26 protein-coding genes are annotated in these 26,734 nt (G+C 41.0%); 10 read left to right on the forward strand and 16 right to left on the reverse strand.

Translation table 11 applies throughout. The annotated features are described in order from the left end of the window. Positions 1-166: 166 nt before the first annotated feature. Positions 167-2,275 (forward strand): polyribonucleotide nucleotidyltransferase, encoded by a 2,109-nt coding sequence (gene pnp / locus IF202_RS01405; protein WP_191593083.1) that lies wholly within the window; start codon positions 167-169, stop codon positions 2,273-2,275. A 163-nt stretch (positions 2,276-2,438) separates the two neighbouring features. After that, complete coding sequence (locus tag IF202_RS01410; RefSeq protein WP_191593084.1) at positions 2,439-3,029, forward strand: LPP20 family lipoprotein; 591 nt, start codon at positions 2,439-2,441, stop codon at positions 3,027-3,029. 100 nt (positions 3,030-3,129) lie between these two features. On the opposite strand, the gene IF202_RS01415 is transcribed toward IF202_RS01410, so the two are convergent. Further along, positions 3,130-3,540 carry an acyl-CoA thioesterase gene (locus IF202_RS01415; RefSeq protein WP_191593085.1) on the reverse strand — a complete coding sequence of 137 codons (411 nt, stop codon included), beginning with the start codon at positions 3,538-3,540 and terminating at the stop codon, positions 3,130-3,132. On the opposite strand from IF202_RS01415, the gene IF202_RS01420 reads away from it, so the two are divergent. Then, the gene (locus IF202_RS01420; protein ID WP_235963156.1) at positions 3,539-4,567 is read left to right on the forward strand and encodes a DUF3080 family protein; all 1,029 of its coding nucleotides are present in this window, start codon (positions 3,539-3,541) and stop codon (positions 4,565-4,567) included. The genes IF202_RS01415 and IF202_RS01420 overlap by 2 nt on opposite strands. On the opposite strand, the gene IF202_RS01425 is transcribed toward IF202_RS01420, so the two are convergent. After that, on the reverse strand, positions 4,550-4,876 hold the full coding sequence (locus IF202_RS01425) for a hypothetical protein (RefSeq protein WP_191593086.1): 327 nt from the start codon (positions 4,874-4,876) through the stop codon (positions 4,550-4,552). The genes IF202_RS01420 and IF202_RS01425 overlap by 18 nt on opposite strands. A gap of 314 nt (positions 4,877-5,190) precedes the next feature. Here IF202_RS01425 and IF202_RS01430 point away from each other — a divergent pair, with 314 nt between their 5' ends. The 4 genes from IF202_RS01430 (at position 5,191) to IF202_RS01445 (ending at position 9,475) form a co-directional block, all read left to right on the forward strand. Then, positions 5,191-6,255, forward strand: a complete 1,065-nt coding sequence (locus IF202_RS01430) for a sensor domain-containing diguanylate cyclase (RefSeq protein ID WP_191593087.1) — start codon at positions 5,191-5,193, stop codon at positions 6,253-6,255. A 102-nt stretch (positions 6,256-6,357) separates the two neighbouring features. Beyond that, the gene (gene glk / locus IF202_RS01435; protein WP_191593088.1) at positions 6,358-7,332 is read left to right on the forward strand and encodes a glucokinase; all 975 of its coding nucleotides are present in this window, start codon (positions 6,358-6,360) and stop codon (positions 7,330-7,332) included. Between the two features lie 20 nt (positions 7,333-7,352). Continuing rightward, positions 7,353-8,828, forward strand: a complete 1,476-nt coding sequence (gene zwf, locus IF202_RS01440) for a glucose-6-phosphate dehydrogenase (RefSeq protein ID WP_191593089.1) — start codon at positions 7,353-7,355, stop codon at positions 8,826-8,828. 20 nt (positions 8,829-8,848) lie between these two features. Continuing rightward, on the forward strand, positions 8,849-9,475 hold the full coding sequence (locus IF202_RS01445) for a bifunctional 4-hydroxy-2-oxoglutarate aldolase/2-dehydro-3-deoxy-phosphogluconate aldolase (RefSeq protein ID WP_191593090.1): 627 nt from the start codon (positions 8,849-8,851) through the stop codon (positions 9,473-9,475). Positions 9,476-9,546: 71 nt separating this feature from the next. Here the strand turns inward: IF202_RS01445 and IF202_RS01450 are convergent, their stop codons facing one another. The 6 genes from IF202_RS01450 to IF202_RS01475 form a co-directional block, all read right to left on the reverse strand. Beyond that, positions 9,547-10,950, reverse strand: coding sequence for a PhoH family protein (locus IF202_RS01450; protein ID WP_191593091.1), 1,404 nt, complete (start codon positions 10,948-10,950; stop codon positions 9,547-9,549). A 333-nt stretch (positions 10,951-11,283) separates the two neighbouring features. Then, positions 11,284-13,119 carry an RNA polymerase sigma factor RpoD gene (gene rpoD, locus IF202_RS01455; protein WP_191593092.1) on the reverse strand — a complete coding sequence of 612 codons (1,836 nt, stop codon included), beginning with the start codon at positions 13,117-13,119 and terminating at the stop codon, positions 11,284-11,286. Positions 13,120-13,233: 114 nt separating this feature from the next. Beyond that, on the reverse strand, positions 13,234-15,192 hold the full coding sequence (dnaG, locus tag IF202_RS01460) for a DNA primase (RefSeq protein WP_191593093.1): 1,959 nt from the start codon (positions 15,190-15,192) through the stop codon (positions 13,234-13,236). Positions 15,193-15,196: 4 nt separating this feature from the next. Next, on the reverse strand, positions 15,197-15,643 hold the full coding sequence (locus IF202_RS01465; protein WP_191593094.1) for a GatB/YqeY domain-containing protein: 447 nt from the start codon (positions 15,641-15,643) through the stop codon (positions 15,197-15,199). Positions 15,644-15,787: 144 nt separating this feature from the next. After that, complete coding sequence (rpsU, locus tag IF202_RS01470; RefSeq protein WP_009835737.1) at positions 15,788-16,003, reverse strand: 30S ribosomal protein S21; 216 nt, start codon at positions 16,001-16,003, stop codon at positions 15,788-15,790. A gap of 30 nt (positions 16,004-16,033) precedes the next feature. After that, entirely contained in the window at positions 16,034-16,237 is a 204-nt protein-coding gene (locus tag IF202_RS01475) for a hypothetical protein (protein ID WP_191593095.1), read from the reverse strand. 177 nt (positions 16,238-16,414) lie between these two features. On the opposite strand from IF202_RS01475, the gene tsaD reads away from it, so the two are divergent. Then, positions 16,415-17,452: a tRNA (adenosine(37)-N6)-threonylcarbamoyltransferase complex transferase subunit TsaD gene (gene tsaD, locus IF202_RS01480; protein ID WP_191593096.1), complete on the forward strand. Its 1,038-nt coding sequence runs from the start codon at positions 16,415-16,417 to the stop codon at positions 17,450-17,452. A 1-nt stretch (position 17,453) separates the two neighbouring features. Next, complete coding sequence (gene folB / locus IF202_RS01485) at positions 17,454-17,807, forward strand: dihydroneopterin aldolase (RefSeq protein WP_191593097.1); 354 nt, start codon at positions 17,454-17,456, stop codon at positions 17,805-17,807. Here the strand turns inward: folB and IF202_RS01490 are convergent. From IF202_RS01490 to IF202_RS01525, 8 genes are read right to left on the reverse strand one after another with little or no spacing between them, the layout of a single operon-like run. Next, positions 17,804-18,898 (reverse strand): tRNA nucleotidyltransferase, encoded by a 1,095-nt coding sequence (locus IF202_RS01490; RefSeq protein WP_191593098.1) that lies wholly within the window; start codon positions 18,896-18,898, stop codon positions 17,804-17,806. The genes folB and IF202_RS01490 overlap by 4 nt on opposite strands. Before the next feature lie 6 nt (positions 18,899-18,904). Beyond that, a complete protein-coding gene (gene glpE / locus IF202_RS01495; protein ID WP_191593099.1) occupies positions 18,905-19,225 on the reverse strand; it encodes a thiosulfate sulfurtransferase GlpE in 321 nt (106 codons plus the stop codon). Beyond that, on the reverse strand, positions 19,222-20,049 hold the full coding sequence (locus IF202_RS01500; RefSeq protein ID WP_191593100.1) for a symmetrical bis(5'-nucleosyl)-tetraphosphatase: 828 nt from the start codon (positions 20,047-20,049) through the stop codon (positions 19,222-19,224). The genes glpE and IF202_RS01500 overlap by 4 nt, the downstream gene beginning before the upstream one ends. A gap of 7 nt (positions 20,050-20,056) precedes the next feature. Next, a complete protein-coding gene (gene apaG / locus IF202_RS01505) occupies positions 20,057-20,431 on the reverse strand; it encodes a Co2+/Mg2+ efflux protein ApaG (protein WP_191593101.1) in 375 nt (124 codons plus the stop codon). Further along, positions 20,432-21,232, reverse strand: a complete 801-nt coding sequence (gene rsmA / locus IF202_RS01510; RefSeq protein WP_191593102.1) for a 16S rRNA (adenine(1518)-N(6)/adenine(1519)-N(6))-dimethyltransferase RsmA — start codon at positions 21,230-21,232, stop codon at positions 20,432-20,434. Further along, complete coding sequence (gene pdxA, locus IF202_RS01515; RefSeq protein WP_191593103.1) at positions 21,229-22,248, reverse strand: 4-hydroxythreonine-4-phosphate dehydrogenase PdxA; 1,020 nt, start codon at positions 22,246-22,248, stop codon at positions 21,229-21,231. The genes rsmA and pdxA overlap by 4 nt, the downstream gene beginning before the upstream one ends. A 10-nt stretch (positions 22,249-22,258) precedes the next feature. Next, positions 22,259-23,509, reverse strand: coding sequence for a peptidylprolyl isomerase (locus IF202_RS01520; protein WP_191593104.1), 1,251 nt, complete (start codon positions 23,507-23,509; stop codon positions 22,259-22,261). A 2-nt stretch (positions 23,510-23,511) separates the two neighbouring features. Beyond that, the gene (locus IF202_RS01525; protein ID WP_191593105.1) at positions 23,512-25,764 is read right to left on the reverse strand and encodes an LPS-assembly protein LptD; all 2,253 of its coding nucleotides are present in this window, start codon (positions 25,762-25,764) and stop codon (positions 23,512-23,514) included. Positions 25,765-25,893: 129 nt separating this feature from the next. Here IF202_RS01525 and djlA point away from each other — a divergent pair, with 129 nt between their 5' ends. Continuing rightward, positions 25,894-26,685, forward strand: coding sequence for a co-chaperone DjlA (gene djlA / locus IF202_RS01530; RefSeq protein ID WP_191593106.1), 792 nt, complete (start codon positions 25,894-25,896; stop codon positions 26,683-26,685). Positions 26,686-26,734: the final 49 nt, after the last annotated feature.

Here is a 26,734-nt window from a genome sequence, read left to right on the forward strand (position 1 = left end):
AGGGCCATAAATTATTATGGCCCTTTTTTTATTGGTCTCCCAAGGGACAGCCTGTACTTCATATGTGTTTTTCTCGTTATTGAAGAGATAAAAGAGTGCATATGAGTACTGGCTTAAAAAGATGGTCTTTGGGAGAAAGCAATTTTTTTAATGAAAAGGAATACGTGTGAGTATTACAACAAAAACTTTCCAGTTCGGTAACGATACCGTAACACTAGAAACAGGTCGCATTGCTCGTCAAGCAACTGGTGCTGTTCTATGTACTATTGGCGATGCGCAAGTACTTGCTACTGTTGTCGGTTCTAAAAAAGCAAAACCTGGTCAAGACTTTTTCCCGTTGTCTGTTCATTACCAAGAGCGTGCTTACGCTGTCGGTAAAATCCCAGGTGGATTTTTGAAGCGCGAAGGTCGCCCTTCTGAAAAAGAAACACTGACTTCTCGTCTGATCGACCGTCCAATTCGTCCATTGTTTCCAAAAGGTTACATGAACGAAGTTCAGGTTGTTTGTATGGTTATGTCGACTAACACTAACTTAGACGCTGATATTGCGGCTATGTTGGCAACGTCTGCTGCATTGACTATTTCTGGTATTCCATTCAATGGTCCAATCGGTGCTGCTCGTGTTGGATTTAATGACGAGTCTGGTTACATTCTTAATCCTAGCTATTCTGACCTAGACAGCTCTTTGCTTGACATGGTTGTAGCAGGAACGAAAGACGCTGTCTTAATGGTTGAGTCTGAAGCTCAAGAGCTAACAGAAGACGAAATGTTAGGTGCTGTACTTTACGCACACAAAGAAATGCAATCTGCAATCACTGCGATCACAGAGTTTGCGTCTGAATGCGCTAAACCTCGTTGGGATTGGGAAGCGGAAACAGTAAGTGCAACCTTGACTGATGCTTTATCAACAGGTTACGCAACTCAAATTGAAGAAGCTTATGGCATCAGTGAGAAAATGGCACGTTATGCTAAATTAGGCGAAGTGCGTACGGCTGCTATTGCTGCTCTTGTGTCTGAAGAAGGTGAATTCTCTGAAGCAGACGTAACTGGTGCTTTCTCTAAACTTGAAAAGCGTACTGTTCGTCGTCGTGTTATTGATGGTCAGCCTCGTATTGATGGTCGTGACAACAAAACAGTCCGTCCGATCAATGTTGAAGTTGGTCTGTTGAGCAAAACTCACGGTTCTTCTTTGTTTACACGTGGTGAGACTCAATCGATTGTTACTTGTACTCTAGGTACTAGCCGTGATGCGCAAATGTCTGATGGTTTGACTGGCGAAAGTAAAGACAGCTTTATGCTTCATTACAACTTCCCTCCTTATTCTGTAGGTGAGTGTGGTCGTATGGGCGGTGTTGGTCGCCGTGAAATTGGTCACGGTCGTCTAGCTCGTCGTGGTGTTCAAGCCGTATTGCCAAGCGAAGATGAATTCCCATACACAATTCGTATCGTGTCTGAGATCACTGAATCTAATGGTTCAAGCTCAATGGCTTCCGTTTGTGGTGCATCTTTGTCTATGATGGATGCTGGTGTTCCTCTTAAAGCCCCGGTTGCTGGTATCGCAATGGGTCTTATTAAAGAAGACGACGGTTTTGCAGTATTGACTGATATCCTAGGTGACGAAGATCATCTTGGTGATATGGACTTTAAAGTAGCTGGTACAGAAGAAGGTATTACAGCGCTTCAAATGGACATTAAAATCGAAGGTATCAATGAAGAAATCATGGATATTGCATTAACTCAAGCAATGGAAGCCCGTAAGCACATCTTACGTGAAATGGCTGAAGTGATTGGTTATGCCCGTCCTGAAGTTTCTCCGAATGCACCTTCTATGGCGTCGATCAAAATTGATCCTGAGAAGATCCGTGATGTTATCGGTAAAGGTGGTGCAACGATTCGTTCTATCACAGAGCAAACAGGTGCTTCTATCGATCTAGATGACGATGGTACTGTCCGTATTTATGCAGCAGATAAAGCATCTTCTGATGCCGCTTTGTTGAAAATTCACGAAATTACAGCCGAAGCTGAAATTGATAAACTTTACAAAGGTAAAGTGGTTCGTCTTGCTGAATTTGGTGCATTCGTTAATATCTTACCAGGTAAAGATGGTTTGGTTCACATATCTCAGATCGCTGAAGAGCGTATCCGTGCAGTAACTGACTTCCTTGCTGAAGGCCAAGACGTTATCGTTAAAGTGTTAGATGTTGATGCGCGTGGCCGTATTAAACTTTCTATGAAAGACGTAACTGAAGAAGAAAAAGCTGCTTATACTGAGTAATTTCTTGGTGTAAAGTTAGGTGTAAAAAAGGGTGCTATTTATTAGCACCCTTTTTTGTGTTTAAGGGAATAAATCAATTAAGATAGAATAAACTAGTATTAATTAACTATAATGAGTCGATTAGGCCTGATGGCTGACATACTAATTAATGAAGGAAAGTACAATGAGATTGAAACTTGCAAGCATCCTAGTAGCCAGTGTTGTTTTAGTTGCGTGTAGTAAAGATGCTGACGATACGCCTGCTGTCGCTGTTCCAGATTGTGTGTTTGCAGATGGTTCAAACCAACCAGCGCCAGATTGGGTATGTGGATCACCAGTAGAAGGTGTTGCTTTGTCTGCTGTAGGCTATAGTGAAAATAGTGCTGCCGGTCCAAATTATATGAAGCAAATGGCAGCAACTGCGGCGCGGGTTGAGTTAGCTCAAGTACTTAGTCTTGATTTACAGAATATGGTTAAGCAGTATGTAGAAACCACAGGTGCTGGCGATGCAGAAACAGTAGATCGCGTTAATAGTGTTGTTACTAAGCAAGTAACTGAACAAAAACTTGTTGGTTCCCAAGTTGTGCGTCAAATGCCGACACCTTCTGGTGGTTTAGTGGTTTTAGTTGGATTGGATCCAGCTCAAGCTGAGGGTGTAGCAGAAAGTATTTTGCGTACTTCTATGAGAAATGAAGCGGCATTGTTCCAAAAAATGGAAGCTGAAAAAAGCTTTGATGAATTATCAGAAGAAATTGCTAAGCGTTACTATAACTAAGTTATAAATGTTTGCTTTTGTATTCATTCAGTAATGAGTAAAAGATTCGCTCATTACTGAATGCATTTTCTAAATCTATTTTAGAAAGTTTTTGTTCCTTTTAAAGACTGCTTTCTTCATCAAAAATTGGTGTTGGTTTTTTATTTTCATCAACAGCAACAAAGTTAAAATGCCCTGTTATGGCTTTTTCACGTTTATCGCTGTCTAGTTGCTCTAGAAAAATAGAGACTTCGACTTTTAATGATGTGCGACCGACATGCACTACGCGAGCGACTAACTCAACTAAAATTCCAGATGGAATAGGTTGCTTAAAGTCTACTTGTTCTGTGGAAATGGTTACCATAGGCTTTCTAGAGAAGCGTGTTGCTGCAATGTAAGCGACTTCGTCCATCCATTGAAGGGCTATGCCTCCAAATAAAGTGTCATAGTGATTGGTTGTTCCTGGGAATACCATTTTGGCTACACGTGTTTCTGAAATTTCTTCACGTTTTTGAATGAGTAACTTGTTCATGTTAGTAAAACCTTTTATTTCGATGAGTCTGTTGAGCATTATTATACTCGTTGGTGTTAGTGGTTGTGACATGCGTTTTAAAAGTGAAGCTATTTTGTCTGAATATATTATCGACTTGAGTCGCTCCCAGTTCATTGCTGTTGATGTCCCAGCAATTGTAATGCCAATTTCTTTGCCTTCGAGGCGTGATCGACAGTTGGCATTATCTCAATTTGATATTGGTTTATTGGATTTTTTGTCTTTGCAGCAATGCGATGTTGGTATTGTTGCAGGGAAGAGAAATAGTATTCTAGGGAAAGTAATGACAGACAGTCAGCGCTTTTTGTACGAGTTAGATATTATTCGTGCAATTGAGTCGTGTGACGTGAAGGATGAAGTGCTTTCAGCTGAACTTAATGATATCGCTAAAAAAAAGCGCCTTGAACTGCCCACTGTTTTTGGAAATGCCATCATAAATGGTGAAGAAGCTTCGGTGTTTTTTAGTTTGTCTAATGGATTTTTGCCTCTCAACTACTCTACAGAAAATCAACAAGACCTATTAAATGCTTTAAATAGATTGGTTGCGATTGGTGAGAACTTAGTAGATTTACCTAAAGTAGATGGTCGTGTTTTTGAAAATGATCTAAAAATACTAATGGATAGTGAATACGGAGGTAGATTGTTGTATTCATTAGCTCAGCTTAGTCGTTATTTGACTTCGGTATCTAACAATATTGGTTTATTAAGTAGTGAAGTGTGTGGTTCGCCTTTAGCGTATTTGAAACAACAGTTTGAGCAACATTACGTTAAAAAAATTCAACCCTATATGGGAAGAATAAATAGAAGTGCTTACGAAGTGTTGCCGTTACTAAAGCGTTTGATCGATTTGGGCGTTGTAGGTGACGAAATGAAAAATTTCTTGAATCAATTCTCACTAATATCAACAAGTAGTATATGGCATCGTTATCAGTTAGCTTCTCAAGTGCATGCAAAACAGTGGAGTCGCCTGTTTGAGTCTTGTTCAGTATCGTTAAGGTCTAGAAGCTAGGATCTGCTCTTCTAAATTCTTAATGGCATCATATTTATATACTGGGCCGTTTGCTAAGGGTTCCTGGCTTAACGATTTGAGCAAGGCAATATTTGCTATTGGATTACTACCAATGTCATTAGAGAACTGCATAGGTCTAGTGATTGCATGAGGTTGATGTTCATTTAGAGTGTCAGGTGTATTAAGTAAAGAGGGCCCGGGTTGACTAAATAAACTCATCATCAATGCAAAATGAGCATTGCCAGACACAGGTTGGCCAGCTTGGCTACTTTGAGTTACCTGTGTTTCAACAATTTCTCTTATATTCATCTATTAGCCTAATTAGTGTATTTACAATAAGGCTATCGGCATAAGTGGATTTTTCTTAAAGAAAACAGTGAATTAATTAAAAATAGAATTACCGAAATTATTGTTATTATGAATGAATATACCGTCTGCTGAGTGTTTATTTTATATGCTTTATATTGTAAATTTTTGTATGCCACCCATCAATTTTTAACCAGTGTATGGCTCAAAGTGTTCAAGCATCGTACTATAAAGCACTACAGGCCTATTATATTTTCAGATATGGGCTTTTATGAAAAATAATGAGTCGCCTAATATTTGAGCGGTAGGGCATATGAATGCATGACATCAACGAATTAATAGAAAATGTTAGGCATAATGAAGGAATTGCGCGCAAATTTTTTGAAATAGAGCGCTGTATTCTTTCGATTGGTCGTTGTGATCAGTTTGTATCTACCTTAACAAAAGAAGTGCAAAAGCACTTTAATGTCCCCTATGTTTGGGTGAATCTCATTAATGAAGCGCCTCTATCACATCTGATAGAAAGCTTGGAAAAAATGCCCGATTTACGTGATCGCGTATTGTTTACAAAACGTCGCTCTATGATCGACATTATTAAATCGAGTAATAAAACGGTTCTGGTAAATACAAATCTGAATGAGTGCTGGGAAATTGTCCCTGACGTTTATCGAGATATTATTTCTTCTGTTGCAATCTCTCCTTTGACTATTGATGGGGAGTTGGTTGGTTTGTTTTGTCAGGCTGATTCAGACAGTACACGATATGATGCTTCTACCAAGGATACTTTCTTGCTTGACCAGCTTGCGATTAAAATTTCTATTTGTTTGAGCAATGTCACAGCACGAGAAAAATTAGAATATTTAGCAACTCGTGATCCTTTGACTGGGTTGTTGAATCGCCGGCAATTAGAGTTAATGTTAGACCGTGAATTTACTCGTTCTAAACGACAGCAGCGAGATTTGACGGTCGTCTTTATTGATTGTGATGCTTTTAAGTCAATCAACGATACCTTAGGGCATAACTGTGGAGATGAGGTTTTAGAATATATTGCTAAGCGCTTGCTTAAGTATGTACATAAACAAGGTTTGGCTTTTCGCTTTGCCGGTGATGAGTTTGTTTTTGTTATGCCAGGGAAAAACTACGAACAAGCACTTTTGGTCGCTGAATCAATTCAAGAATATCTACAATCTAATCCTTTAAGGTATAAATCTAACCTTGTCCCTATTACTATTAGCTTTGGTGGTGCGAGTGTTATGTCTGACGCGCCTAGTAACTACAAAAATTTACTGAAAGTGGCGGATGAACGCCTTTATGACTACAAAAATAACCGAAAGAGATTGGTGCCAACTAAAGTCTTTAAGTTTTTAAATAGACTCAGATAGTTTCGTAATTTTATTACATGAAATGGTGTGTTTTTAAGGGTTATTGTATTTTTACGATTTATTTTGTTGTAAAATTTCAGAAAATATTATTAGGGTTCGTTTATGTCCCATGCTTTGATTGCTGACCTTGGTGGAACTAATGCTCGTTTTGCCTTAGTTCCCATTCATCAATATGAACCTCTAGAAGTTAGAGTGCTTCCTTGTAAAAATTACAACGATTTCTTTGCCGCTGCAGCGGATTATATTGGTAGCTGTAGTGTTGATATGGCTGATATCGATGCCGTTGTTCTAGCTATTGCAGGCCCAGTTAATCAGCCTGTTATACGCTTTTCGAATAATCCTTGGCACTTTACACGTGAAGAAGTGCAATCTTACTTTGGTGATAATAAGCCTGTTGCCCTATTGAATGATTTTGATGCTGTTGGCCATTGTCTAGAAGTGCTTTCACCAAAAGACTTAGTCGTTGTCGGTGATCATTCAACTGTTGACCCTAAGGGTCCTTGTTGGGTAGTTGGTGCAGGTACAGGCTTAGGTGTTTCTTGTGTTGTTCCTCAGGATCACGGGCCTAATATTATTTTGCCGGGAGAGGGTGGTCATGTAGATCTATCTTCTTGTAGTGATCTTGAAGACGATATATTAAAGTTTCTTCGTAAGCGCCATAAGCGAGTTTCAGCAGAAAGAGTTCTTTCTGGAATGGGGCTTGAAAATATTTATGAGGCTATAGCTTTGCGTGAAGGTGTCGAAAGACGCTTAACGGCGCCGCAAATTGGTGAAGCGTTGGCGTTAGGGACTGATCCTATTGCCGTTGCCGCATTAGAGCAGTTTTTTGTCTTTTTAGGTCGTGTTATTGGTGATCTTGTTTTATCTGTAGAATCTCGTGGTGGTGTTTACATTGCGGGTGGTATTGTTCCTAGATATTTAAATGAAATCCTTAGTAGTGGTTTCCGTGATGCTATGCAGGACAAAGGGCGTATGAAGGAATTTGTTTCACCTATTCCTACCTTTGTTGTGATGTCTGAATACCCAGGGCTGATGGGATGTGCTTGTTATGCCTCTTATCTTGTGTCGAAAGCCTAGTTTAGTTGGAGAATAAAATAATGAAGGCAAGTTTAAAGGCCTGTGATGTAGTAATTTTTGGTGGTGGTGGCGATCTTGCGATGCGTAAGTTGCTTCCTGCTTTGTTCCATTTAGATATGGATGGTTTACTCGCTCCAACGACTCGTATAATTGGGGCTTCAAGACGGGAAGTTAGTACAGAAGACTATCAGGCAAAAGTTCGTGATGCACTTGATGAGTTTGTTCCATCAAGCATTGGGGACGAGAAAACATGGCCTCGTTTCAAAGAGCGTTTAAGCTATGTTTCTGTTGATGCACAGCAAGAGTCAGATTTTTCTCGATTAAATGATCACCAAGTGGGTGGCGATGATCGAGATGTTGTTTTCTACTTGGCAACCTCTCCTGATTTATTTGGTTCTATTTGTTCATCATTAGCGACTCATGGTCTGAACGCAGATCGCATGCGTGTAGTGCTAGAGAAACCGCTAGGTCGTGACCTTAAATCTTCACGAGCGATTAATGATGAAGTGATGAAAAACTTCAACGAGCAGCAAGCGTTCCGTATTGACCATTATTTAGGCAAAGAAACGGTACAAAACTTGTTAGCCATTCGTTTTGGTAACACGCTTTTTGAACCTCTTTGGTCAAGCGCACATATCGACAATGTACAGATTACTGTCTCTGAAACGGTTGGTGTTGAAGGTCGCTGGGGGTATTACGACAACGCTGGTGCCATGCGTGACATGGTGCAAAACCATTTGATACAGCTGTTGTGCTTGGTAGCTATGGAACCTCCGGGTCGTATGGATGCAGACTCAGTACGTGATGAAAAAATTAAGGTGTTAAAAGCGTTGCGTCCAATTGTTGGAGCTAATGCTTATAACAAAACCGTTCGTGGTCAATATGCGAAAGGCATGATCAAAGGTAAGGGGGTGCAAGGTTACTTTGATGAAGAGGGTAGTAACCCAGATTCAAGAACCGAGACCTTTGTTGCTTTGCGTGCGGATATCGACAATTGGCGCTGGGCTGGTGTGCCGTTTTACCTAAGAACAGGCAAGCGTTTAGGTCAGCGTTATTCTGAGATTGTTATTCAGTATAAAGCAGTGCCACACAGTATTTTTAGCGATGAAAGTAACCGACAGTTGCAGCGTAACCAGTTGATTATTCGCCTTCAGCCAGAAGAGAAAATTTCTTTGACTGTAATGAATAAAGTGCCTGGCGCAAGTGAGGGTATGAACCTCCAGCCTGTTGATTTGAACTTGAGTTTAACTGAAGCGTTCAATGATAAACGTAGCCCAGAAGCTTATGAGCGTTTGTTATTAGACGTGATGCGCAATGATGCGACCTTGTTTATGCGGTATGATGAAGTAGAAGCGGCTTGGAAATGGGTAGACGGTATTATGTCTGCTTGGAGTCAAACAAGTGAGCGGCCAAAAGAATACGCATCGGGTTCTTGGGGCCCTGCGGCTTCAATGGCGTTACCAATAAAAGATGGTCGAAACTGGCACGATTATTAAGTCTAAAAAAGGAAAATATAATGAGTACTTCTTATACTGCTGAGCAGGTAATGACGGCGACACCTGTTGTTCCAGTTATTGTTGTTGATAATGTGGAGCAAGCTGTTGCTCTAGGCAAGGCTCTTGTCGCTGGTGGCGTACCTGTTTTAGAAGTTACATTACGCACCCCAATCGCTTTAGAAGCGATTACAGCACTTCGTAAAGAAGTGCCAGAAGCAATTGTTGGTGCTGGTACCGTGTGTTCTCGTGCTCAATATATTGAAGCAATTGAAGCAGGGTCGCAATTTATCATTAGCCCTGGAATGACGGCTGATCTATTGGCGGTTGGTAAAGAGTACGATGTGCCTTACTTGCCTGCTGTAGCGACCATTTCTGATATTTTGCTAGGAATGGAATACGGTTACGACCGTTTCAAGTTTTTTCCAGCAGAAGTAAATGGCGGTGTGAAAGCCCTCAAAGCTTTCGGTGGTCCATTGTCACAGATTAAATTCTGTCCAACGGGTGGTATTGGCGCAGACAACTTCCGCGAATATCTTGCTCTACCCAATGTGCTTTGTGTTGGTGGCTCTTGGATTGTTCCAACCGATTTGGTTCGTGCTGGAAAGTGGGATGAAATTACCGCTTTAGCAAAATCTGTTTCTCAGTAAGATTTTTTTAAAATAGAACTCTAAAAAGGGAAAGATATCTGTCTTTCCCTTTTTTTATACGAATTTTCTGTTTATAAATTCTCTTCTGCAAATTCAGCCAATCGGCTTCGTTCAATTCCATTTACATGCATGATGCTGGCGTATTTAAATGACTTAGATTTCTCCACTAAATAAGTGAGTCCTGAGGTAAGTGGGGTAATATATTTGTTATCAATTTGAGCCAAGTTGCCTAGTACAATTATTTTTGAATTACTTCCGACTCGAGTGACAATAGATTTTAATTGGAATTGAGTTAGCCCTTGTGCTTCATCGATGATAATTAATGCGTTATTAAAAGAGCGTCCTCGCATAAAGTTTAATGACTTGAATTGAATGTTGGCTTTTTGTTTAACGTAATCAATACTGCTAAAAGAATGTTCATCTGCGCCATGTAGAATTTCTAAGTTATCGTCAAATGCGGCGAGCCAAGGCGCCATTTTTTCTTCTTCAGTTCCAGGTAAAAAACCAATATCTTCAGCCATGGGTGGTGTAGAGCGAGCCACAATGATCTTATTAAACCGCTTCTCTTCCATTGTTACTTGTAGACCATAAGCTAATGCCAACAGGGTTTTCCCTGAGCCTGCAGGGCCTGTCATTACCATAAGATCGGAGTTATCGTGGCGTAGTAAATAAAACGCCATGGCTTGCTCTAGGTTGCGAGGTAGAATCCCCCAAAAATTTTGATTCATTAAGTGTTGCTTATTCACATCGAGTAAATAGATGTACTTTGGGTCGATGTTAACGACAAAGCCAACAAAGTCTTCATCATCAATGACAAACATATTTAAGTGAATATTTGGTAGGTGGTGTTTGTCAATTAAATGGACTGTATGCCGTCCGTGAGCTTCAGTATTGACGCTGTCTAGAGTAGACCAAAAGCTATCTGAAAAGTGAATGTACCCCTTACTCATTAAGTCTAAGTCATCAAGTACTCGGTCCTTTCGATAGTCTTCAACTCTTTCAAGTCCAGATCCTTTTGCTTTGATGCGCATGTTTATGTCTTTGGTGACAAGACATACTGAAGAGCGAGGGTGTGTTGCTTGTAAACTGAGCCCTACATTGATAATACGATTATCATTAGCGTGGTCGTGGTTACCGTTTAGGAATGGAATATTGTCGGTAAGGGTGATTTGTTGATCTGGAAAAATACCTAAAGTGCCTTCGCAGCCTTTAATTTGGGTGAACTCGTCACCTTCTAATATTTGAATCGGTACGCCAGCTTGTAGTTCCTTTGGTGATGCGTTGCCCACTATTTTATCTATGGTGTTAATGGCGACACGTGCTTCACGACTAACATCTTTGTCTCGTCTGTCTTTTATAACATCTAACTCCTCTAAGACAGTCATAGGGATGATGACTTTATGTTCGGCAAAAGCATAAATCGCCAAAGGGTCGTGCAATAACACATTGGTATCAAGTACGTAGATTTTTTCCATAGAGTATTACTCCTGTTATGAACATGAAGTTTTCTTTTGAAAGGGAAATGAACGAATGAAACAAATGGTGCAGAGAGTATGATAAAAAATTTGCTAAGGTGGTGTTTATCTCGTTAAGCGTTTCTCCTGATGGAGAGAGGATGTGTGTAAGGTTGTACTGATGAGGGTTATGGTTTTTTAGCAAGCTAGGCTCCACTGTCGTTATCCATACTCTAATTAGAGTGTATGACAGTTTTATTGCTTATGCTTATTTTAATAGATGTTTTTAGTAATAAAAAAGCCGCTGTTTATGGCAGCGGCTTTTTTGAACGGCTATTCTTGATGAATAATTACTTATTCGTCAAGAAAGCTTCGTAGGTGTTCCGAACGACTTGGGTGGCGCAATTTACGCAATGCTTTTGCTTCGATTTGACGGATACGCTCACGCGTTACATCAAACTGTTTACCAACCTCTTCAAGCGTGTGGTCAGTATTCATGTCAATACCAAAACGCATACGTAGTACTTTGGCTTCTCGAGCTGTTAAGCCAGAAAGAACCATAGTAGTTGATTCACGTAAGCCTTCAATCGTTGCGATATCGATAGGGGATTCAGCGCCATCGTCTTCGATAAAGTCACCTAGGTGTGAATCTTCGTCGTCGCCGATAGGTGTTTCCATAGAGATAGGTTCTTTCGCAATTTTCAGTACTTTGCGAATCTTATCTTCTGGCATATCCATGCGAGTAGCGAGTTCTTCTGGTGTTGCTTCGCGGCCCATTTCCTGAAGCATCTGACGAGATATACGATTCAGTTTATTGATCGTTTCAATCATATGCACAGGAATACGGATGGTGCGAGCTTGGTCGGCAATCGAACGAGTAATTGCCTGACGAATCCACCAAGTGGCATAAGTCGAGAATTTATAACCACGACGATATTCAAACTTATCAACTGCTTTCATTAGGCCAATGTTGCCTTCTTGAATTAAATCCAAGAACTGTAGACCACGGTTGGTGTATTTTTTTGCAATCGAGATAACCAATCGTAAGTTTGCTTCAACCATTTCTTTCTTCGCACGACGAGAGCGAGTCTCACCGATTGAGATACGACGGTTGATTTCTTTTAACTCAGCGATAGTTAAGCCTGTGTCTTTTGTTACCGCACGAAGCTTGCGTTGACTACGCATAAACTCAGATTCGTGTTCTTCAAGCGCAGCTGCATAGCCAGCACCTGTTGCAATCTGTTCTTTTAGCCAATCAGGATTAGTTTCATTGCTTGGAAAGCGTTTTAGAAACTCTGTTCTAGGCATGCCTGATTTACGAACACATACCTGCATGATAAGACGTTCCTGATCACGTACTTTTGTCATACGTGAGCGAACGCGATCAACTAGGTTATCAAATATCTTAGGAACTAATTTAATCGGAGCAAAACTAATACTCAACTCTTCTTGTTTACTCTGAACAGCAGGATCTTGACGATTGCTTGTTTCTAGCAAAACTTTTAGTTCGTTATAAATACGTGCGATATCATTGAAACGTAATGCAGTCTCTTCAGGGTCAGGACCGTTATCCGTTTCTTCTTCTTCGTCATCATCTGAATCGTCATCGTCGTCAGTATCTGGCGTTTCTTCCACAATTGGTTCTTCAACAACGGCTTCTTCAAAAACAGGCTCTTCGCCATCACCATCGATGAATCCACTGAAAATGTCGCTCAGACGGCCTTCTTCTTCCACTACTTTAGCGTATGCATCAAGCAATACATCTACAGCACCAGGGAAGTAAGATACTGCGGCCATAACTTCACGTGTACCTTCTTCGATACGTTTTGCAATAGCGATTTCACCGGCACGAGTTAGTAGTTCAACCGTACCCATTTCACGCATATACATACGAACAGGGTCTGTTGTTCTGGTGATATCACCTTCTACAGCAGCTAAAGCGGCGGCGGCTTCTTCAGCGGCAGCTTCGTCTGTAGAATCGCCTTCTTCCATAAGAAGGCTATCTTTATCGGGAGCAACTTCAGAAACGGTAATTCCCATGTCGTTAATCATGGCAATAATTTCTTCAACTTGCTCCGGGTCAGAAAGGTCATCGGGGAGGTGGTCATTAACTTCCGCAAAAGTTAAGTAACCTTGTTCTTTACCCTTGGCGATCAGCTCTTTGAGACGTGACTGTTGAGTGTCTGGCATTCGACAACCTATCGTTAGAAAATTATTTGGATTTTAGCAAGCCGCGGATTATACCAAAAATAATCACTTTTATCTAGATTTTCATCTTTTATTTAGACGAAAATCACGCAAAAATTATGATTTTTTTTGTCTCATCTGTTCTATCCGATTACGGATGTCTTGCTTGTTTTCATCTGTATCTATGGATGCGGGGCCTTTGTTTTTCAAGTATTCCTCGCCAAGTTTATTTTCTTTGAAGGATATTGTGTCAATTACTTCTTTTTCTGGGTTTGGAATGTCGAGCTTTATTATTGCATCTGGATGATTTAATAGTGTTTGGATTTCTTGAATTATTTGAGTGTTATTCGCGCTTCCTAGCAAATGACCTGTGTTGTGGTTGGGGTATTTTGAAAAATAGCGCCAGATTTTACAAAGTGTTTGTAATTCATCATTTGCCTGATTGATCAAAGGATCGGGAATATCAATTTCTTTTGCAATGTGAGGGTGAAGCAATAGACATAATGAAGCTTGCTTTATACGACTAAGACTAGAAGGTGCTGGTGGAAAATAGACTTCTTTTTCTTTGAACTTATTGAATTTTCCGCCTTTTTTAAAGGTGCTTTTCTTACCCGAATCATAATGTGTTGGTGTGCTGTATTCTTGGCTTGGTTGGCTATCGTATTCATCGTATGTTGCTGGAGGGTAATAGTACTCCTCATCGCTAGTGGTGTTCGATGTATGCTCTGGCGCAGCGGATGATTCAGTAGTGTTCTGTTGTTGGTGTCTAGTCTTTGGTATTGCTGTGTTGCCAAGAGTGTCTTTATCTATTCCTGATTGGTCGCTTAGTTGTTTGATAAGGATTGAGCGAAAAGTGAGCTCTTTGGGTATTTGTTGGATCATGCTCATGGCATTGCGAGTGAATTGGGCTTCGCCTTCTTCATCCCCCAGTGTGACCTGGTTTCTAGCGTGCTCTAAAAGTACGTGGGATAGCGATGAAGAATCTTCTAGTCGGTGGTTAAATGCTTCTTTGCCTTCTTTTCGAACAAGGGAGTCTGGGTCTTCACCGTCAGGTAAAAACAAGAAACGAACTTGTTTTTCATCTTGCATTACCGGTAGGGATGCTTCTAACCCGCGAATGGCTGCGGCACGACCGGCTTTGTCGCCATCAAAGCAGAGTATTACCTTACTAACTAACTTAAAAAGTTTGCGTATATGTTGGCTGTTAACCGAGGTCCCAAGCGTGGCGACGGCATTGGTTATGCCGTGCTGCGCTAGTACGATAACATCCATATAGCCTTCAACAACGATGATTTGATCGAATATAGGTGTATTTTGCTTGGCTTCAAATAAGCCGTAGAGTTCTTGGCTTTTTTGAAAAACAGGAGTTTCAGGAGAGTTTAAATACTTTGGCTTTTCGTCTCCAAAAGCGCGCCCGCCAAAGGCGATAACTCGACCGCGAGAGTCGCGAATAGGGAAAATAATTCGGTCGCGGAAGCGATCATAATAATGGCCTGGCTGTTCTTTTTTCTCGATGAGCATGCCGCCATGGAGTAGTTGTTCTTGGCTTTCTGCTCTAGTACCTACGTCTTTTAATAGGTTGTCCCAGCCTGCTGGTGCATATCCTAAACCAAATACTTTGGCTATTTGACCTGATAGTCCGCGGTCTTTTGAAAGATAGTCGGTGGCTTTTTTCTTGTCAGGGTGTTGAGTTAGTTGTTTTTGATAAAACTGAGAACTCTCTGATAGGCGTTTTAATAATTCTGCATTTTGTTCATATCTATCTGGTGCCCCTTGCTCTCTAGGGACTTCCATACCAGCGTCTTTGGCCAGAACCTCGATAGCATCAACAAAATCTAGGTGATCGTGTTCCATTACAAATGAAATGGCGTTGCCGCCAGCCCCGCAGCCAAAGCAATAATAAAACTGCTTGTTAGGATTTAAGCTAAAAGAAGGGCTTTTTTCATTGTGGAAAGGACAGAGGCCGCTGTAGTTCTGTCCTGTTTTTTTTAGGCTAATGCGAGACGCAACCACATCGGTTAAGTCGGTTCGAGCTAAAAGCTCGTCAATAAACTGATCAGGAATGCGTCCCGCCATGGTGCTAGCCTAGTTGTGCTTTTACTTGTTTGCTGATTTGCGCCATGTCGGCACGGCCTTGAACTTGTGGCTTAACAATAGCCATAACAGCGCCCATTTGTTGCATCGAATTGGCACCAGTTTCTGTAATAGCGGCTTTCACAATCTCACCGACTTCTTCGTCAGTCAATGGTGTAGGTAAGAACTCACTAATAATGAGCATTTCTTCTTGTTCGATTTTGGCTAAATCTTCACGGCCGCCATCGATGAATTGCTGGTTTGAGTCTTTGCGTTGTTTGTTCATTTTGTCTAGAACGGCTAATACGCGAGCATCATTAAGTTCGATGCGCTCATCAATTTCAATTTTTTTGCACTCAGATAGAATCGTACGAATTACTGTTACACGTTGCTTTTCTTTAGCACGCATTGCTGTTTTTAGCGTATCTGAAATGTGTTTTTTTAATTCTGACATCGGATCCTCTTTACTTTCTAGTAGGCAAGTATATAAACAAAAAAAACGGCTAGTTTGTTAACTAGCCGTTTTTTATAAGCCTAAATGCAATGTGCGTCTAGGCAGACATTTGTTTTTTAGCAAATTGCCAAACGGCAGATCGACCTAGTACAAACGTTGGAATTTTTTCTGCTCACGAGAAACTTTCTTAGCGTGGCGTTTAACAGCAGCAGCTGCAGCACGTTTGCGAAGAGTAGTTGGTTTTTCGTAGCATTCACGACGACGAACTTCAGCCAAAACGCCTGCTTTTTCACAAGAGCGTTTGAAACGACGTAGAGCGATGTCAAATGGTTCGTTATCTTTTACTTTTACTGCTGGCATGTTTTTACCTTCAAATATGTTTTTTTAAGTTTAAGTATTCACAAAAACGGCGTGAATCATACCCGTATTTAATGGGCTTTCAAAGCGCGCTTTTGTTGAACAGAGTAGACCATCCATCAAGATGATCGATTTTTCTAACCCTGAACAGACTGATGTCGCGTCTGTAACTGTTAATATTTTACCAAGAGTTGTGTTTGGTCCGCCATATTGCTTACTTTGGAAGCTATGCGCCAAACGAGAAAAATCACCTGCCTTATAATTTAAACATTGAAAACGCGGGCATTATAATGTTTTTAGTTTCCCTTGTCTAATAAGATTTGCGCTCGCGTGTTTAAGTAAATGCATTTTGGCTCTGCTATGGTAGTTATAGATAAGGTACAATGCGCGCAAATTATTAATGAGATTATTCTGATGAAAGTATTGGGATTAGAAACCTCTTGTGATGAAACCGGTATTGCCATTTATGATACGGATAAAGGCTTAATCGCTCACAAAATTTACTCTCAAATTGCTCAGCACGCCGAATATGGTGGAGTGGTGCCTGAATTGGCGTCCCGTGATCACGTGCGTAAAACCCTTCCCTTGATTGATGAGGTTTTGCTGGAAGCGGGCATGACTAAAAATCAATTAGACGCGATTGCGTATACGAGCGGGCCAGGTTTGGTGGGCGCTTTAATGGCTGGCGCGACAATTGGGCGGTCTTTGGCGTATTCGTTAGGGATTCCTGCGTTAGGTGTTCATCACATGGAAGGCCATCTTCTGGCGCCTATGCTAGAAGAGTCGCAGCCTGAAATGCCATTTATTGCCTTGTTGGTCTCTGGTGGTCATACACAATTGGTTCGTGTCGATGCTATTGGAGAATATCGTCTTTTAGGTCAATCGTTAGATGATGCGGCAGGTGAGGCGTTCGATAAAGCGGCTAAAATGATAGGTTTACCTTATCCTGGTGGTCCACAAATAGCAGCTCTAGCAAAAAAAGGTAATCCAAAGTCAGGGCTTAAGCTTCCTAGACCTATGACGGACCGACCTGGATTAGACTTTAGTTTCAGTGGATTAAAGACTGCTTTTCTTACGGCTGTGCATTTAGCATTAGATGAAGAGCGTTGTGATGAGCAGTTTAAAGCCGATGCAGCTTTGGCGTTTGAGACAGCGGTTGTGGATACCTTGGTAATAAAGTGCCGTCGAGCATTAGAGGCTGAAGGATTAAAGCAATTAATTATTGCTGGTGGTGTTAGTGCTAATGAGAGATTGCGAGAGCAACTAGAGGCACAGTTGAAAAAAATCAAAGCAAATGTGTTTTATGCGCGACCAGAATTTTGTACAGATAATGGTGCGATGATTGCCTATGCAGGTGCTCAGCGTTTATTACATGGCCAATCGTCTGGCTTGAGTTTATCTATTCGTGCACGTTGGCCTTTGTCTGAATTGCCACCGTTAAAGGAGTCTTAATATGAAAGATCTAGTCTTTATTGAAGGCTTGAAAGCGCGTGCTGTTATTGGTGTGTATGATTGGGAAAAACAGATCCAGCAGGACTTGGTGTTTGATTTGGAAATGGCACATGATAACCGTGTGCCAGCCGCAACCGACGATTTGTCTAAAACATTGGATTATGAAGCCATTTCAAATTTCATTTTAGCATTTTGTGAAAAAAGACAATTTGAGCTTATTGAGACTCTGGCAGAACGTTTGGTAGAGGAATTAATTGCCGCATTTACATTAAGCGCCGTGACTCTTGTTTTACGCAAGCCTGGTGCTATAGCTGCAGCGGCTTCCGTTGGTGTGAAAATTTACAGGCAGGCTTAATTGATAAGAGGGGTGAGCATTTTGTCGAGCGTATCAATTCGTGCTTGTTTTAACGCTTGACCTAATTCTGCACCAGCAAAGCCTTGCTTCATTAGGCTTGCTGCATTAATTATGGCAATGGCATCGCGTAATGCTTGCCAGTCTTTTTGTTCGCTATTGGTTAAATGACTTAGAACCTCAATCAGTAATATAAATGGTTGAGGTTTTTTTATGGCATTAACGGACATTAACCAATTTTCCCAATCAGGTGCATTCATAGGGATAGTTTGGTTTTCTAAAAATCCGCGAACTTGTTCTGCGAGCGTTTTGAATTGATTTGGGGTTCTGATGTGTTGATGTAATTGATCTAGCTGAGTTAATGGTGTGTCTTTGGTGAGGATGGCCCAGCGCTGTGCTGGTGTTAAATTCACCTGTTTCTCTAATGGATTTTTGTCTGAATAGTTTGACCAAACAAATTCAGGAAACAGTTTCTTTAGAGCTTTTGCTTCTTGTAAGACTAAAAAGAAAACATCTGAATGTTTCGTATTAAGGGCTTTTTCAAGTTCTTTCCAAACACGTTCCGCACTTAATGTGGACAATTCACCTGAGTCACTAATGGTTTTCATGAGAGACATGGTTTCTGGTGCAATCTTGAAATCAAGGTTATGAAAGCGAGCGGCAAATCGAGCGACTCTTAATACTCTGAGCGGGTCTTCTACAAAGGCATCCGATACATGGCGAAAGAGACGGTTTTTGAGATCCTGTTGACCATTGAATGGATCTATGAAGTTGCCATCTTGAGTTTTTGCTATCGCGTTAATGGTTAGGTCTCGTCGTTCTAAGTCTTCTTCCAAGCTAATGTCAGGAGAAAAATCACAGATAAATCCTGTATAACCTGCTCCTTGTTTTTTTTCTTTACGAGCGAGGGCATATTCTTCTTTGCTTTTAGGGTTCAAAAAAACAGGAAATTGCTTACCTACTTGCTGGTAGCCTTGCTGCTCAAGCTGTTCTGGTGTTGCGCCGGTGACAACCCAATCACGGTCAACCACAGGGATATTAAGTAAGGCATCTCTGACGGCGCCGCCAACAAGGTAAACTTGGTAAGAGGTCATAAAATATTAGTGATCCATTTCACATTGTTCTGGAAACATAGCGCTCCACTGACTAAAGCCACCGTTCAATGAGTAAACCTCAGTAAAGCCTTGAGATGCAAGGTATTCAGCGGCACCTTTACTACTATTACCGTGGTAACAACAAACAACGATAGGTTGTTGTTTTTTAGCTGAATCAATAAAAGTTTGTACGTTATCGTTAGTTAAGCTAATCGCGTTGGTTATGTGGCTGGTTTGAAAGCTAACTAAGTCGCGGATATCTACGATAGCGGCGTCATTTTCAATAATAGGGAGGGCGTCTGCGATGTCGATACAAGTATAGGTCATGAATTCTTCCGGTTAATAGTGCAAGGAGTACTAAAGCGTTGCCTGTCTTCTAAGCGTAGGGCGGTTAAGCTTCCACCCCAAACGCAGCCTGTGTCTAGCGCATGTATTCGTGCCTGCTGAGTGATTCCTTCAATAGCAGCCCAATGACCAAAAACAATATGGCAATGTTCTGGTACTTGAGTTGGATAGTTGAACCAAGGGGCATATCCTTCTGATGCTGTACCAACGCCTTCTTTTGATTTTAAATCAAGTTTGCTGGCTGAATCACAAAATCGCATACGTGTTAAATAATTGGTGATAGTACGTAGTCGATCTGTCCCTGTTAAATTATCTTGCCATGTGTCCGGTGTGTTGCCATACATGGCGGCAAAAAAGTCATTGGCTGAGTCTGATTTAAGAGTGTCTTCAACTTCCTTTGCTAGCGCCAGTGTTTTGTCTAAATCCCAACAAGGAGGTATGCCTGCATGAGTCATTACTGCATTTAACTGAGAGTCATAATGGCACAAAGGTTGTTGACGAAGCCAATGGATTAAATCGTCACGGTCACTCGCTGTTAATATTTCAGCAAGCGTGTCTTTACGCTTAAGTTGACCATGACCATGAGCAACAGCAAGTAAATGCAGATCATGATTACCAAGAACAACCGTTGCATTGTTCCCTAGAGATTTAATGAAACGTAAAGTTTCAAGTGATGCTGGACCTCGATTAATAAGGTCTCCAGCAAACCACAGGTTGTCTTGTTCAGGGTGGTAATTTATTTGCTCTAGTAGCTGTATGAGTTGGGGTAAGCAGCCTTGTAAATCTCCGATAACATACGTTGCCATAATGGTCTCAGTGCACCTGATTTGGAACAAATAAAGTGAAAGGGCGAATCAGAGCATCAAATTCGGTGCCGTCGTCAGCTAAAAATTGGTAACTGCCTTGCATACTACCAACGACCGTGTCCATGACGGTGCCGCTTGTGTAGTGAAAGGACTCACCAGATTCAAGGTGTGGATATTCTCCAATGACACCACTGCCTTTAACTTCTTGCACTTGCTCATTGCCATTGGTAACAACCCAATGACGCGTTTGAAGTTTAGCTGGCTGTGTACCACAATTTGTAATAGAAACATGATAAGCAAATACGTAGCGAGATTCAGCTGGTGTTGATTGGCTTACAATGTATTCAGTGCGAACTGAAACGACGACATCGTATTTTTCCATTCAACCTTCCTTGTTCAGAACATAGTTTGTAATGCGCACAAAATCTTCTACATCAAGTCTTTCTGGTCGTAAGCCAGGGTCAATTTCAAGCGCTGCAAAGTCTTCGTTGTCCAATACACCTTTGTAGTTGTTACGTAATGTCTTGCGGCGTTGTTGGAAGCCAGTGCGAACCATGTCTTCTAGTGTTTTAATATTATTGACTGGATAAGGGAGTGTTTTATGAGGTGTCATTCTGACAATCGCAGAATCTACTTTTGGCGCAGGGTCAAACGACTCAGGGCCAACAATAAAAAGAGACTCTACAGAACAGTAGTATTGAGCCATTACGCTTAGGCGACCATAAAGGCTATCACCTGGGCGAGCGGCTAAACGATCGACAACTTCTTTTTGAAGCATGAAGTGCATGTCTTCAATCACGTCTGCTTGGCTTAGTAGGTGGAAAATCAGCGGCGTTGATATGTTGTAAGGTAGGTTGCCGACAACACGAATTTTTTGCTCGTCTGTTTTAAGTGAAGTGAAGTCGAACTTCATTGCATCGGCTTCATGAACGGTTAAATCAGGGAATTTAAACAAATTCACTTTTAAAATAGGAATTAAATCACGGTCAAGCTCAACCACATCCATACGTTCTGTTACGCTAATAATTCCTTCTGTTAAAGCGCCTTTACCCGGTCCAATTTCTACAAGGCGTTGACCTTTTTTGGGTCCGATGCAAGCAACAATGCGTCGAATAACGCCGTGATCATGAAGGAAGTTTTGACCGAATCTTTTTCTTGCTTTATGGGGTTGTTGTTTGCTCATTTAGAAAACTTTTTCGCGTTATTTGCCATGTTAATAGCATGTTGAATGGCCACTTTAAGGCTGCCGTTATTTGCTTTGCCTGTACCAGCTAAATCAATAGCTGTGCCGTGGTCGACAGATGTTCTTATGATAGGTAAGCCTAATGTAATATTAACGGCGTTACCAAAGCCTGAGTATTTTAACACAGGTAAGCCTTGATCGTGATACATCGCCAATGCGCAATCTGCATCATCTAGGTATTTTGGTGTAAATAGAGTGTCTGCAGGTAGAGGACCGATTAGGTTCAATCCTTCTTGGCGAAGTTTATTGAGTGTTGGAATGATGACGTTAATCTCTTCCATACCAAGATGGCCATCTTCACCAGCGTGTGGGTTTAGTCCACAGACTAAAATTTTTGGATGTTTAATATTAAATTTTTCTTGTAAGTCTTTGTTTAGGGCTTTAACCACAAGGCTGATACTTTTCTCTGTTATTGCTGCCGATACATCTTTTAAAGGTAAGTGAGTGGTAACTAAAGCAACCTTCATTGCCTCTGTTGCGAGCATCATGACGACATGAGGAGACTGGCATTGAGCTTGGAAGAATTCAGTATGTCCAGAAAAGTGGACACCAGTTTCACACAATATGCCCTTGTGAACAGGAGGTGTGACGATGGCATCAAACTTTTGATTGATACAGCCTTCACCTGCTTGTTTTAGTGTCTCTAAAACGTAAGGAGAATTGGCGACGTCTAATGTTCCTGCTATGGTTTTTTGAGCGAGGGTGATTGGCGATACGTGAATATCGCCTTTTTTATGGGGAATTGTATGGTCTTGTTTTTCAAGGCAAATAATATTCGCAGTCAGCCCGAGGGTTTTAGCTCTGTCTTTAAGTAACTCTGAATCCGCCAAAATAACGAAGCGAGCAGAAAATTCATGCTCGGTCAGCGTGCTTAAAATTATATCCGGCCCGATTCCCGCAGGCTCACCGGAAGTAATGGCAATAATGGGAAATGAGCCTGCCGTATTATTAGCCATCGTTTTACTCTTATTTCTTTTTATCAATGAAGGCGTCTGCACGTAATTCATCAAGCCAATTACCAAGTACAACATCTTGCTTTTGTGTTGTTAAGGCTTGTTTTGCGTTTTGACGTTTTACCTTGTCGCTAATATCTGCTTCTCTACGACCTTCGACTTCTAAAATATGCCAGCCAAATTGAGTTCTAAACGGTTTGCTAATATCGCCAACATCGGTTTTATCCATCATGGCTTCGAACTCTGGAACCATGGTGCCAGGTGTTACCCAGCCAAGGTCACCACCTTGTAGTGTTGAACCCTGATCTTCGCTATATTCTTTGGCTGTTGCGGTAAAGTCAGCGCCATTTTTTAGTTTTGCATAAAGCTCATCAGCAAGCTCTTCAGTCTGCGATAGATTTCTAATTTCATTTGCACGAACTAAGATATGTCGTGTTTTAGTTTGCTGTTGCAATGTCACAGACGGTGTTCTTTTGTCTATAAGCCATAATAAGTGATAGCCAGCGTTACTTTGTAGCGGTCCAATAAGAGGGCCTTCTTCTGTTTCTAAGGCTCGGACAAACAGTGGTGGAAGCTGGTTCAGTGGGCGCCATCCTAAGTCACCACCTTCAATTGCAAATTGACCGTCAGAATTTTCGATGGCTTGTTGAATAAAACCTTCTTCTGTGCTAATTGATTCTGCAATGGACTTTATTGTAGCTTCGGCTTTCGCTGGATCACTTGCTCGTATAAGTAAATGGCGAAGATGAACCTGATCCTTTTCTTTGGTAATGCTGTCGCTTGAGCTAAGGTAATCATCAATTTCTTGGTCAGAGATTGAAATACGCTTTTTAATAATTTCTCGCTTTACATTATTAATCAAAAATTCTTGTTCAATTTGATCGCGATAACGAGCGAAATTAATGCCTTTATTTGCAAGTATCGTTTTCAATCCTTGCAAATCTAAATTCATATTTTTGGCCACACCAAGAATTGCTTTGTCAACATCTGAACTGGAGGCTCGCATACCTATTTTACGTGCGTAGTTTACTTGTAGTGCTTCATCGATCATTTGGTTTAAGATTTGGCGATGTATATTGTCTGTTATTACTCCCCCTGGAATACGATCTTTAACGATTTGAAAACGATTTTGAATATCACTTTCAAAAATGGGTTGAGAGTCAACAATAGCTGCAATACCGTCAACTTTTATTGGGGCAGCATTGAGTGTTTTTAGGGGAGTCAGTGTTAATACAATAAAAGATAAAAAAGAAAACAACTTCATGGTTAATATCCAACTTTTCCTTGGTTCCAGTAAGTGTCAGCAATACTGGTTTCGCTATTAGCGCTACCAACGGTGCTTAAACTACGTAAAGTAAATTGTAAAAAGACGCCTCTATCAAATTCGTCATCGTCATCGAGCCAATCCTGATAGCTCAATGATACCTTCATACAGCAGTTTTCATAACCTAATCCTGAGACTTGTTTAGTCGCTTGTTTGTCTAAGAAGTCGTATGTATATTGCGAGTAAAATGACCAGTTTTGATTTAACGGAAAGACAGTGCCAATACTTGCTTCATCGGTATCGTCATCTGAGTCTGTATTATTAATAGAATACAAATAACTTAAATGTATTTTGACGTCATCTACTGGTTCTAATTTAGCAATAATTTGAGCTAGACTGACTTCATCTTCATGTAAGTCGTAATTTAAATTGCTAGTAAGACTATAACGGTCACCATTGTAACTGGCAGACGTCAGTAAATCACTTTGTTCTGAATCATCAATGGCTGTACTCTCATCAGTATCACCACTTATATCAACATAGCGATCTTTTAAATAGAAGACTTGTCCTACTTTGAATGTCCATTTTTCATTATTCTTTTCATCATACAGACGACTTTCTAAGCCAAATGTGACTTGCTCTGTATCACCAATACGGTCATTACCATCAAAACGTGTGTGACTGAAGGCTTGTGAATAGGTCAATGTGGGGTCGCTGGCATCAAAGTCTTCTATTTCATCCTGGTCTTTAAAAGGTGCATTTAAATAACTGAGACGAGGAGTGAGGGTCTGCCTCCATGTATTGTTATGAAGTATGAGCCGACGTTCAAAATCTAAAGATGAATCAATATAGCCAGTTATGTGGGAAATAGAAGTGGTGCTATCTGAATTAGTTGTGTAGTCGTGAGTGGTGTAATCTCGAAATTGCCCGAGTATACCTGGAGTGATGCTTCCCCATGTGTTTTCAAAATTTAGCTGAAGGTCTTGATTGATGACTGTACGCTGACCGTCAAAGTCATCTTCATCTGGATCATAGAAGTCTGTGTATTGTGCTTCTATGTCATATTCAAAGTAAGTGCTTGCTATATCGTAGGAACTGCTAAAGCGTGGTAGCCATTCAAATGGTTGATCTTCTGAGTCGTCAGGCGTTTGGTAGGTTAAGTAAGTAAGTTTGTTGAGAAAATTTCCATTATTGAAACTTACATAAGCACTACGTTCGTAACTGTCTTCTTCTCCAATCGACGTTGTATTTGCCTCGGGGTATTTTTCTTCTGTCGGATTGGCCTCGATAGTCAACCCGGCACTGAAGTAAGGGTTGAATTTCTGATCTGAGGTCAGTTTAAGCAGTGTTTGCTCACCTTCATCCACATCATCAAAAGTTGATTGTTCGTAGACAGTTTCACCGTATGAGCTTAGATGGCGAAACTCTAAGTCAATACCTGCGCCCTTTTCTTGCAGATAATTAGGAGTAATGGTTGCGTCGTAGTTTGGTGCTATATTCCAATAGAAAGGCGCCGAGATACCAAGGCCGTTTGAACTAGAGTAGCTCACATTGGGAAATAATAATCCAGTGTGGCGACGCTCATCGATGGGAAACCGTAGCCACGGAAAGTAAAAAACAGGTATGCCTGCTATATGAATTTGGACATGCTTTGCTGTGCCGAAACCACTGTGTTGGTCAAGTTCTATTGAGCTGCCATAGAGTTTCCAGCTTTCCTCGTTTGGTTCACAAGTTGTGAAAAAGCCTTCTTCTATAAATATTACGCCATTTTGATCGTATGTTAGCGACTCTGCTTCAATACGAGAGCTAGTGTCATGGTTGAGGAATTGAGCGTTCGTGAATTTGGACGATGTGTTGCCTTTGCCTGATATATAGCTGCTTGAGCCACGAATAAGTAGGTCTTCGCTACGCAATATTACATTGCCGTTGGCCTGATAGTATTCATCAGGAATGCCTTTTATCTTATCAGCTGAAAGTGTATTAGTAGGCTGAATTATTTGAGCAGCACCTTCAAGGTATATTACCCCGTCTGCATCTCGAACAATTAGATCGGCAGCGAGATTCGTGTTTTGTGTGTTTGTGGCTTGCCAGTTGTTAATATATGAACCCTGACAATATTGGCCAAGCTGTGTCTGCTGTTCAGCAGTGAGGGATTCTTTAGGCGTCCAATCCCATTGATTCGCTTGCGCTTCAGCAAGGGGTAAAATGAAAAGACTTTGCAAAAAAATGCTGTAGGTTCGTAAATGCTTAAGCATGCAGGTTATACTTGTTACCACTAATTATTGTCCGAAATGGGATACTGCTTATTAAGCAGATTCATGTAATAAGGCAAATGATAATCTAAGCAGGCCCATAGGGGCTACAGATTCTGGAGAAATATCTTTATGTGGAAAGTTGTTTGCGCCATTTTGGGCTATATTTTAGGTGGTTTTTTAGGTGGTTTTTTAGGGTTTATTGTTGGCAGTTTAGTCGATAGAACCCAGGTTGGCGGGGCTTTTGGCAGTATCGGTGGTCGAGCTAATGTGCGTTTACAGCAAGAAACATTTTTTCGTACTTTATTTCTTTTGATGGGGCGTTTGGCAAAGTCCGATGGTCAGGTGTCGGAAGCGGAAATTCAGTTAGCTCAATCTGTTATGCAGCGCCTGAGGTTATCGCCGGTTGCTCAAGAGCAAGCGAGACAATTGTTTAATGAAGGTAAATCAGCCAATTTTGATCTTATTACAGTGCTTAATAATTTTAGAGACGTAGTTGGTCCTGGTGATCTTACTCGTACGTTATTGGAGGTGTTGTTGGTATCTGCTTATGCAGATGGCCATTTTAGTGTAGAAGAAAAGTCGTTTGTTTCTCAGGTGTGTGCTCATCTTGGTATTTCTGTTGCAGAATTTGAAGCATTGCATATCCAAGTGAAACAACAAGCACACTTTAGACAGGGTTATCAATCTTCTCCGGATAGTATGGGATCAAAAGACTTATTGAAGTCAGCTTATGAAGTGCTTGGTGTCACTGCTGATATGAATGATGCTGATATTAAAAAGGCTTACCGTAGATTAATGAGCAAGAATCATCCTGATAAACTGAGTTCGAAAGGTTTACCTAAGGAAATGATTGAACTAGCGAAAGAAAAAACACAGGAAATTCAATCCGCATATGAGTTAGTTAAAAACTCTCGGAAGTAAGTGACTCTCCTGGACGTTTTTTTGTTTGCCTAGTTTTTTAAGTGATCGA

It is taken from the genome of Marinomonas colpomeniae (assembly GCF_014803385.1).
GTDB lineage: Bacteria > Pseudomonadota > Gammaproteobacteria > Pseudomonadales > Marinomonadaceae > Marinomonas > Marinomonas colpomeniae.

Coding starts and splice junctions, on each gene's coding strand:
- IF202_RS01410 (WP_191593084.1), top strand. CDS start 2,439: ATGAGATTGAAACTTGCAAGCATCCTAGTAGCCAGTGTTGTTTTAGTT.
- IF202_RS01420 (WP_235963156.1), top strand. CDS start 3,539: ATGTTAGTAAAACCTTTTATTTCGATGAGTCTGTTGAGCATTATTATA.
- IF202_RS01415 (WP_191593085.1), bottom strand. CDS start 3,540: ATGAACAAGTTACTCATTCAAAAACGTGAAGAAATTTCAGAAACACGT.
- IF202_RS01425 (WP_191593086.1), bottom strand. CDS start 4,876: ATGAATATAAGAGAAATTGTTGAAACACAGGTAACTCAAAGTAGCCAA.
- IF202_RS01430 (WP_191593087.1), top strand. CDS start 5,191: ATGCATGACATCAACGAATTAATAGAAAATGTTAGGCATAATGAAGGA.
- glk (WP_191593088.1), top strand. CDS start 6,358: ATGTCCCATGCTTTGATTGCTGACCTTGGTGGAACTAATGCTCGTTTT.
- zwf (WP_191593089.1), top strand. CDS start 7,353: ATGAAGGCAAGTTTAAAGGCCTGTGATGTAGTAATTTTTGGTGGTGGT.
- IF202_RS01445 (WP_191593090.1), top strand. CDS start 8,849: ATGAGTACTTCTTATACTGCTGAGCAGGTAATGACGGCGACACCTGTT.
- IF202_RS01450 (WP_191593091.1), bottom strand. CDS start 10,950: ATGGAAAAAATCTACGTACTTGATACCAATGTGTTATTGCACGACCCT.
- rpoD (WP_191593092.1), bottom strand. CDS start 13,119: ATGCCAGACACTCAACAGTCACGTCTCAAAGAGCTGATCGCCAAGGGT.
- dnaG (WP_191593093.1), bottom strand. CDS start 15,192: ATGGCGGGACGCATTCCTGATCAGTTTATTGACGAGCTTTTAGCTCGA.
- IF202_RS01465 (WP_191593094.1), bottom strand. CDS start 15,643: ATGTCAGAATTAAAAAAACACATTTCAGATACGCTAAAAACAGCAATG.
- rpsU (WP_009835737.1), bottom strand. CDS start 16,003: ATGCCAGCAGTAAAAGTAAAAGATAACGAACCATTTGACATCGCTCTA.
- tsaD (WP_191593096.1), top strand. CDS start 16,415: ATGAAAGTATTGGGATTAGAAACCTCTTGTGATGAAACCGGTATTGCC.
- folB (WP_191593097.1), top strand. CDS start 17,454: ATGAAAGATCTAGTCTTTATTGAAGGCTTGAAAGCGCGTGCTGTTATT.
- IF202_RS01490 (WP_191593098.1), bottom strand. CDS start 18,898: ATGACCTCTTACCAAGTTTACCTTGTTGGCGGCGCCGTCAGAGATGCC.
- glpE (WP_191593099.1), bottom strand. CDS start 19,225: ATGACCTATACTTGTATCGACATCGCAGACGCCCTCCCTATTATTGAA.
- IF202_RS01500 (WP_191593100.1), bottom strand. CDS start 20,049: ATGGCAACGTATGTTATCGGAGATTTACAAGGCTGCTTACCCCAACTC.
- apaG (WP_191593101.1), bottom strand. CDS start 20,431: ATGGAAAAATACGATGTCGTCGTTTCAGTTCGCACTGAATACATTGTA.
- rsmA (WP_191593102.1), bottom strand. CDS start 21,232: ATGAGCAAACAACAACCCCATAAAGCAAGAAAAAGATTCGGTCAAAAC.
- pdxA (WP_191593103.1), bottom strand. CDS start 22,248: ATGGCTAATAATACGGCAGGCTCATTTCCCATTATTGCCATTACTTCC.
- IF202_RS01520 (WP_191593104.1), bottom strand. CDS start 23,509: ATGAAGTTGTTTTCTTTTTTATCTTTTATTGTATTAACACTGACTCCC.
- IF202_RS01525 (WP_191593105.1), bottom strand. CDS start 25,764: ATGCTTAAGCATTTACGAACCTACAGCATTTTTTTGCAAAGTCTTTTC.
- djlA (WP_191593106.1), top strand. CDS start 25,894: ATGTGGAAAGTTGTTTGCGCCATTTTGGGCTATATTTTAGGTGGTTTT.